The sequence below is a fragment of the Mesorhizobium sp. M0217 genome, from assembly GCF_040321955.1.
Lineage (GTDB): Bacteria > Pseudomonadota > Alphaproteobacteria > Rhizobiales > Rhizobiaceae > Mesorhizobium.
On the sequence record NZ_JAMYSN010000011.1, the window covers coordinates 192183 to 199387 of the forward strand.

The 7205-nt window shown below is 63.8% G+C and carries 7 protein-coding genes and 1 pseudogene; 1 reads left to right on the forward strand and 7 read right to left on the reverse strand.

Translation table 11 applies throughout. The annotated features are described in order from the left end of the window. Nucleotides 1-36 precede the first annotated feature (36 nt). The 6 genes from NKJ18_RS19175 to NKJ18_RS19200 all read right to left on the reverse strand — a co-directional run bounded on the left by NKJ18_RS19175 (nt 37) and on the right by NKJ18_RS19200 (nt 5495). Nucleotides 37-1068: a peptidoglycan -binding protein gene (locus NKJ18_RS19175; protein WP_023668753.1), complete on the reverse strand. Its 1032-nt coding sequence runs from the start codon at nt 1066-1068 to the stop codon at nt 37-39. A gap of 1 nt (nt 1069) precedes the next feature. Continuing rightward, nucleotides 1070-2095: a MotA/TolQ/ExbB proton channel family protein gene (locus tag NKJ18_RS19180; RefSeq protein WP_023668754.1), complete on the reverse strand. Its 1026-nt coding sequence runs from the start codon at nt 2093-2095 to the stop codon at nt 1070-1072. A 179-nt stretch (nt 2096-2274) separates the two neighbouring features. Next, on the reverse strand, nt 2275-2991 hold the full coding sequence (gene trhA / locus NKJ18_RS19185; protein ID WP_023700276.1) for a PAQR family membrane homeostasis protein TrhA: 717 nt from the start codon (nt 2989-2991) through the stop codon (nt 2275-2277). Nucleotides 2992-3100: 109 nt separating this feature from the next. After that, complete coding sequence (locus tag NKJ18_RS19190; RefSeq protein ID WP_352623723.1) at nt 3101-3901, reverse strand: inositol monophosphatase family protein; 801 nt, start codon at nt 3899-3901, stop codon at nt 3101-3103. 22 nt (nt 3902-3923) lie between these two features. Next, complete coding sequence (gene efp, locus NKJ18_RS19195) at nt 3924-4490, reverse strand: elongation factor P (protein ID WP_023668757.1); 567 nt, start codon at nt 4488-4490, stop codon at nt 3924-3926. A 141-nt stretch (nt 4491-4631) separates the two neighbouring features. Further along, on the reverse strand, nt 4632-5495 hold the full coding sequence (locus NKJ18_RS19200) for a LysR family transcriptional regulator (protein WP_352759234.1): 864 nt from the start codon (nt 5493-5495) through the stop codon (nt 4632-4634). Between the two features lie 101 nt (nt 5496-5596). On the opposite strand from NKJ18_RS19200, the gene NKJ18_RS19205 reads away from it, so the two are divergent. Further along, complete coding sequence (locus NKJ18_RS19205; RefSeq protein WP_352741535.1) at nt 5597-6613, forward strand: zinc-dependent alcohol dehydrogenase family protein; 1017 nt, start codon at nt 5597-5599, stop codon at nt 6611-6613. Nucleotides 6614-6622: 9 nt separating this feature from the next. Here the strand turns inward: NKJ18_RS19205 and NKJ18_RS19210 are convergent. Then, nucleotides 6623-7114: pseudogene (locus NKJ18_RS19210) on the reverse strand (tetratricopeptide repeat protein); the annotation flags it as partial. Between the last annotated feature and the right edge of the window lie 91 nt (nt 7115-7205).

Genomic DNA, 7205 nt, shown 5'->3' on the forward strand with positions numbered 1-7205 from the left:
GAGTTGAGCTGGCAAACAATTTCGCGTGACTGAAAATCACCGTTCGGTGAGTTTCAGTTCAATGCGTCGGTTCTTGTTGCGGGCGTCTTCGGTGTCGGCGGGGTCGAGCGGCTGGAATTCGCCGAAGCCGGCCGCAACCAGCCGGTTGGCGGGCACGCCGTTCTCGATCAGGAACTTGACCACCGAGGTCGAACGCGCCGTCGACAATTCCCAATTGTCGCGATAGCGGCCGGCGCCGGACAGCGGCTTGTTGTCGGTGTGGCCGTCGACGCGCAGCACCCAGTTGATCTCGGGCGGGATTTCCTTTTGCAACTCGATGATGGCGTCGGCGAGCTTCTTCATCTCGACCTTGCCGGCATCGTTGATCACTTCGGAGCCGGTCGGGAACAGAACTTCCGACTGGAAGACGAAGCGGTCGCCGACGATGCGGATGTTCTCGCGATCGGCGAGGATTTCGCGCAGGCGGCCGAAGAAGTCGGAGCGGTACCGGTTCAGTTCCTGCACGCGCTGCGCCAGCGCGACGTTGAGCCGACGGCCGAGATCGGCGATCTTGGTGTTGGAATCGCGGTCGCGCGTTTCGGACACGTTGAGGGCGTCCTCGAGCGCGCCGATCTGCTTGCGCAGTGCCGCGATCTGCTGGTTCAGGATCTCGACCTGGCTCAGCGCCTGCTGGCTGATCTGGCGCTGGCTGTCGAGTTCGCCGCCGAGCTCCGCGGCGCGCTGGTTGGCGGCGTCGCCGGCGCCGGCGCCTTGCGCCAGCAACTGCTCGAGCCGGCTCTTCTCAGCTTCCGCCGCCGACAGCGACGCCTGCAGATTGGCCAGCGAATCGTCCTTGTCCTGCGCGGTCGAACGCTCCAGCGCCAGCAGCTGCGTCAGTTCGTTGATCTGCGAGTTGAGGCGCGTGAGCGCCGTATCCTTGCCGGAGAGTTCGCGGCCGAGCAGGAACTGCGCCAGCACGAAAACGGTAAGCAGGAACATGATGGCGAGCAGCAGCGTCGACAGCGCGTCGACGAAGCCCGGCCAATAGTCGATCCGGCGATCGGTGCGCCGGCCCCTGGCGAGAGCCATGCTAGTGGACCCCGGGTTTCTTCAGCGCGTCGGCGATCTTTTCCAGCGTGTTGCGCATCGCCTTCTGCTCGTCCGACTGGGCCTCGACCCAGTCGCGCATGATCTGCTGCTCGGAGCGCATGTTCTTGACCAGGCCGGAAATGCCGTCGGCGAGATTGGCCATGGCGGTGGCGACGCGCGGATTGGAGCCGCCGCCGCTTTCCTGCATGCTGCGCAGCCGTTCCGACAGGACCCGGATCTCGTCGGAGGATTCAGTCTTGGCCGGGTCGGCGACGGCGATGTCGGAGGAGAGATCGGTGACCGAGGACAGCCAGTTTTCAAGCTCGGTATAGAATCGGGTCTGGGCGCGGCCGGCCTGCAGGTCGAGGAAGCCTAGCACCAGCGACCCGGAAAGACCGAACAGCGAGGACGAAAAGGCCGTGCCCATGCCGGCCAGCGGCGCCGACAGCCCCTGCTTCAGCGAATCGAGCACGGCGGCGGCGTCGCCGGTGCCGGGATCGAGCGATTCGATGGTTTCGCGGATCGAGCCGATGGTGTTGAGCAGGCCCCAGAAGGTGCCGAGCAGACCGAGGAACACCAGCAACCCGACGAGATAGCGCGAGGTGTCGCGGCTTTCGTCGAGGCGGGTGGCGATCGAATCCAGCATGGTGCGCATCGAAGACGTCGAGAAGGCGACCGTCGAGGAGCGGCCGATCATCGCCTTCATCGGCGCCAGCAGCACCGGCTCGGTGGTTTCGGAACCGGCGCGGAAGGAATTGACCCAGCGCACTTCGCGAAACAGTCGTCCGACCTGGGCGAAGGCGAGCAGGATGCCGACCACAAGGACGCCGACGATGAGGCCATTGAGGCCGGGATTGCTCCCGAAAGCGGTCGAGATCTGGCGGGTGAGGATGGCGGCGATGAAGGCGACGATGACCAGGAAGATGACCATGGTCAGGAGGAAGACCTGCGGGCTCGACAGTTTGTGCGGATCGTACATCAGGACATCAGAACGCCTGCCCACGCCGAAGGATCTGAGAAAAGCCATCCGTGCCCCGTTTCCGATGCTCTATTTGCCTTGACGCAATTCCGAACGGGAAGCCGCTCATACTTCCCTGGAACCGCTCCATTGCCGCCGATCACGTAATTCGCGACTCTAAACGGAATTGTGACCAAATTGAATGGCGCTTGGCAATATTGCCCGACTGTCGGGCCGCACCACGCCGTTCAGAGGCGGTTGACGACCAGGCAGTCGACCATGGCGGCAAGATGCAGCCCGGCGCCGGTGACGACAAAGCCGTGCCAGAGGGCATTGTGAAAGCGCAGGCGTTTCCAGGCGAAGAAGATGACGCCGCAGGAGTACACGATGCCGCCGGCGACAATCAGCGCGATCGAGGTCGTCGGCAACGTCGCCACCAGCGGCTTGACCAGGACGACGCCGCTCCAGCCGATGGCGAGATAGAAGACAATGGCCAGACGATCGAAGCGGCCGGGCAGGAACACTTTCATGGCAATGCCGGTCAAAGCAGCGGTCCAGACAAGCACAATCATCGGCAGCGCCAGCGGCGAGCCGTCGAGCTGGGCCAGAAAGGGCGTGTAGGTCGCGGCGATCAGGAGATAGATCGCCGCATGATCGAAGCGCCGCAAGATCCACTTCGCCGGCGACGTCACCGGCCACAGATTGTAGGTCAGCGAAATCGACAGCACAGTCAGCAGCGACACCACGAAGAAGGCGGCGGCGATGTATTCGCCGGGACCGGCATGGAAGGCGGCCAGCGCCAGCAACGCCGAGCCGGCGGCTATCGCCAGCACGATGCCGACCGCGTGGACGATGCCATCGGCGATCATCTCCGCACGCGAATAGTGCCAACGCCCGACAAAAGGGATTTCAATTGGCTGGTCTGGCTGCGCTTCTCGCGAGGATAGTGAAGGTATGCTCGTCATAAAGATCCTGCGTCACCCTTATCTGGGCGGCCGCCGGGCAGTATTTCAAGCTTTGATTGCGGTTTTGCGACTGCGGCGCTTCAGCGCGCCGCGCCGGCATGCCAAGTAATCAGCGCGCCGAGATCGGCTTCTTCACCGCCTTGAGCAGCGCGCGCTGGATGACCTCGTTGCCGGCGACGAGCGAACCCGCCTCGAGCATATCCTGGCCGCCATCCATGTCGGAGACGAAGCCACCGGCCTCGCGGATCAGCAGCAGGCCGGCGGCAATGTCCCAGGCCGACAGGCCGGTTTCCCAAAAGCCGTCCATGCGGCCGGCGGCGACATAAGCGAGATCGAGCGCGGCGGAACCCAGGCGGCGCACGCCCGAGACCTCGGCCATCACATTGCGCAACTCGACGAGAAAATTGCCGTGCTGGCCGCGGCCGAGATGCGGCACGCCGCAGCCGATGACGCAGTCGGTGAGCTTGCTGCGGCCGGCAACGCGCAGCCGGCGATCGTTCATGAAGGCGCCGCCGCCGCGCTCGGCGGTGTAGAGCTCATCCATTGCCGGATTGTAGATGACGGCGGCGACCAACTGGCCCTGTCGCTCCAGCGCGATCGAGATGGAAAAGATCGGAATGCCGTGCAGGAAATTGGTGGTGCCGTCGAGCGGGTCGACGATCCAACGGTGCTGGTCGTCGTCCCCTGCGATCATGCCGCGCTCTTCCATCAGGAAGGCATAGCCCGGCCGTGCCTTCGACAGTTCGGCAAACAGAATGTCCTCGGCCTTGCGGTCGGCTTGGCTGACATAGTCGCCCGGTCCCTTCATCGACACCTGCAGGTTCTGCACCTCGCCGAAGTCGCGCGACAGCGAGCGGCCGGCCTTCATGGCGGCCTGGACCATGACATTGAGAAGTGCGGAGCGTGCCATCGTATCTGTTCCTGCCTACGTGTCAGTCTGCGCGGCGCATGTAGGTGAGTTCGTTGGTGTCGACGACGATGCGTTCGCCGGCGCCGATGAATGGCGGCACCAGCACTCGAATGCCGTTTTCCAGGACCGCCGGCTTGTACGAGGACGCGGCCGTCTGGCCCTTCACCACCGGGTCGGCCTCGGTGATGGTCAGCGTCACCTGGTCGGGCAGCGAAATGCCGATCGGCCTGTCCTCATAGAGCTGGACCGTCACCATCATGCCGTCCTGCAGGAAGGCGGCGCGGTCGCCGACGAAATCCTTCGCCAGCTCGAGTTGCTCGTAGCTCTGCGTGTCCATGAACACCAGCGCGTCGTCCTGGGCGTAGAGGAAGGAAAAATCCTTCAGATCGAGCCGGATCTGCTCGACGGTCTCCGCCGAGCGGAAGCGCTCGTTGAGCTTGGTGCCGTTGATCAGGTTCTTCAGTTCGACCTGGTTGTACGCGCCGCCCTTGCCGGGCTTGACGGTGTTGGTCCTGACCGCCACCCAGAGGCCGCCATCGTGTTCGATGACATAGCCGGGACGGATTTCGTTGCCATTGATCTTGGCCATGATGAGATTGATCCGGGATGCTACCAACGGCTTGGCCGTTGGTATGGGGATGGTCGCTGGACAAGCGATTTCGGGCCCCCAAGACCACAAATCGGCAGGAGAGGCAAGGGATGCCAGATCGCCCGACAGCGGCTGGTAGCCTCAAACCTGGGCTGCAATGACTTTGCCGACGGCCTCGACGATGGCATCCGCAGCCTCAGTCAGCCGGTTGAGATGAGGCGAGCGAAGTGCGGCGACCTGCAAGGAAAGGTCGACATCTTCCGTGTTGACGAGCATGAGGCCGTCGGGAAGTCGGCGCCTTGCAAGACGCAACGGCATTAGCGCAAGGCCGTGCCCCCGACGGACCCATTCCATCTGCAAGGCCGGATCCTGTATCTCCGCCGCGATCTCGAAATAACGCCTTCCGCCGACCAGAACGGACGTGAGCTTCTGGCGCGCGTCGCAAGGTGCCGGACTAAGCACCCACGGCATGGGTGTCCGGCCACCGTCTTCCGGATCGGCGACGGTGGAGGCAGCGATGACGCCAAGACGTTCAGTGCCAAGCGCTTCCGGACCTGGCTTGTCCGACGATCGCAGAACAATCGTCACATCGAGCTCGCCGCGTTCGAATTGATCGATCAGTTCGGCGCTCCAGCCGGTCTTGAGCCGTAGCGACACTTTCGGGAACGCCGCCGCGGCGTTGGCGATGGCCCCCGCTATGTCGCGGTCCGAGAGGCCATGGGCGAGACCCAGGCGGAACAGTCCTTCCGGCTCGGTCTTTCCGGCGAAGGATTTCAGCGCTTCTACGGAAGCGATGATATCGCGGCCGCGCGCCAGCACTTCCAGCCCCGTCGGCGTCAGTCGCGGCGGCTTTTGCCGGCGGTCGAGCAGCGTCGTGCCAAGCATGTCCTCCAGCCGCTGGATCTGCCGGGTCACAGCGGGCTGGGTCAGCGGCAGGCGCCGGGCGACCTTCTGGATCGAGCCCTCCTCGGCAAACAGGGCGAGCGTGCGCAATTCCTCAAGCATAGCCAGAACCATGTCTCGTAGGCATAATCATTGTAAACATTATGAATTTGAAATCCATCGCCTGGCAAGCAATTTTCCTTTCAAACGAAAGGACGACGACAATGAAGGCAATCGAACTGCAGAAGCCGGGCGGCATCGACAATCTCAAGATGGTCGAACGGCCAATGCCGGAACCCGGCCGTCAGGAGATGATCGTCAGCGTCAGGGCGACGGCGCTCAACTATCGCGATGTCGAGATCGCGCGCGGCAGCTATCACACGACATTCCCCTTGCCGCTGGTGCCGCTTTCCGACGGCGTCGGCGAGGTCGTTGCGGTTGGCTCCGAGGTCAGCCGCTTCAAGGTCGGCGACCGGGTCTGCGGCACGTTCTGGCAGCGATGGGTCGGCGGCAGCTTCGCCATGGCCGAACCCTCATACCAGCGCGGTGGCCCCATCGATGGGCTGCTAAGCGAATTCGCCCGGCTGGACGAACAGGCGGCGGTCATCGCCCCGGCGCAGCTCAGCGATGTCGAGGCGGCGACGTTGCCTTGCGCCGCGGTCACTGCCTGGCATGCGTTGTTCACCGAGGGCAAGCTCAAGCCAGGCGAAACCGTGCTCAGCCTCGGCACCGGCGGCGTGTCGCTGTTTGCCGTGCAGTTGGCAAGGGCGGCCGGCGCGCGCGTCATTGTTACGTCGAGCAGCGATGAGAAGCTTGCCCGGGCGAAGGGGCTTGGCGCGCATGATGGCGTCAACTACCGCGACGATCCGGATTGGTCGTCGGCCGTGCTGGCGCTGACCGATGGCCGCGGCGCCGATCACATCATCGAAGTCGGTGGTCCCCAAAGTTTCGCGCAGTCGCTCAAGGCGTCGGCGCGCGGCGCCCAGATCAACGTCATCGGTTATCTCGGCGGCAGCGAAGGGGTGATCAATCCGCTCGACATCTTCCGACGCCAGGTGAAAGCACGCGGCATACCGGTCGGCTCGCGCGAGTCCTTCGAAGCGATGAACCGGGCGCTCGCCGTCAATCGGCTGCGGCCGGTGATCGACCGGGTCTTCCCATGGGCAGAGGCAGCGCAGGCCTTTCGCCATCTCGAACACGGCTCTCCCTTCGGCAAGGTCGTGCTGGATCATACACAGTGACGTTGCGTGTCAGGGCAGGCGGTTGGCCTTCTGCAAGGCTTGCTTTGTCTGATCGTCGGTCAGCCCTTGCAGGAAATCGTCCATCTCCGGATCGATAAGGCCGGCGCGGCGGGCGACCACATACCAGGCCCCGGCCAGGATCAGGTCGGGGTCGGTTCCGATGCCGCCCATATAGAGCTTTGCCAACCGGTTCTGGGCAGCGACATTGCCGCCTTCAGCTGCCTGCTTCATCCAGTTGAAGCCGGATTTCAGGTCGCGAACACCGCCCCGGCCCTCGATCATCCAGGCGGCAAGATCGATCTGAGCGGTGTCGTAGTTCTGCCTGGCAGCCTGTGCCAGCAAGCTGCGGGCCTTTCCATCGTCGCGGGTCTTGCCGCCGACGCCATTGGCATAGACCTGCGCCATCGCATACTGGGCGTCGGCAAGCCCTGTCGCCGCGGCACGCTCATAATAAGGCACAGCCCTGGGGGGGACGGCATCGCCCCGATCAAGCAACACGACGCAAAACTATCAGGTGAGATGAGCCCGCCGGAATCCGGCCGCGGCGGCGGCCGGAAGCAGCTCTAAAACAGACAGAAAAAACAGGTTGACA

Coding starts and splice junctions, on each gene's coding strand:
- NKJ18_RS19175 (WP_023668753.1), bottom strand. CDS start 1,068: ATGGCTCTCGCCAGGGGCCGGCGCACCGATCGCCGGATCGACTATTGG.
- NKJ18_RS19180 (WP_023668754.1), bottom strand. CDS start 2,095: ATGGCTTTTCTCAGATCCTTCGGCGTGGGCAGGCGTTCTGATGTCCTG.
- trhA (WP_023700276.1), bottom strand. CDS start 2,991: ATGACGAGCATACCTTCACTATCCTCGCGAGAAGCGCAGCCAGACCAG.
- NKJ18_RS19190 (WP_352623723.1), bottom strand. CDS start 3,901: ATGGCACGCTCCGCACTTCTCAATGTCATGGTCCAGGCCGCCATGAAG.
- efp (WP_023668757.1), bottom strand. CDS start 4,490: ATGGCCAAGATCAATGGCAACGAAATCCGTCCCGGCTATGTCATCGAA.
- NKJ18_RS19200 (WP_352759234.1), bottom strand. CDS start 5,495: ATGCTTGAGGAATTGCGCACGCTCGCCCTGTTTGCCGAGGAGGGCTCG.
- NKJ18_RS19205 (WP_352741535.1), top strand. CDS start 5,597: ATGAAGGCAATCGAACTGCAGAAGCCGGGCGGCATCGACAATCTCAAG.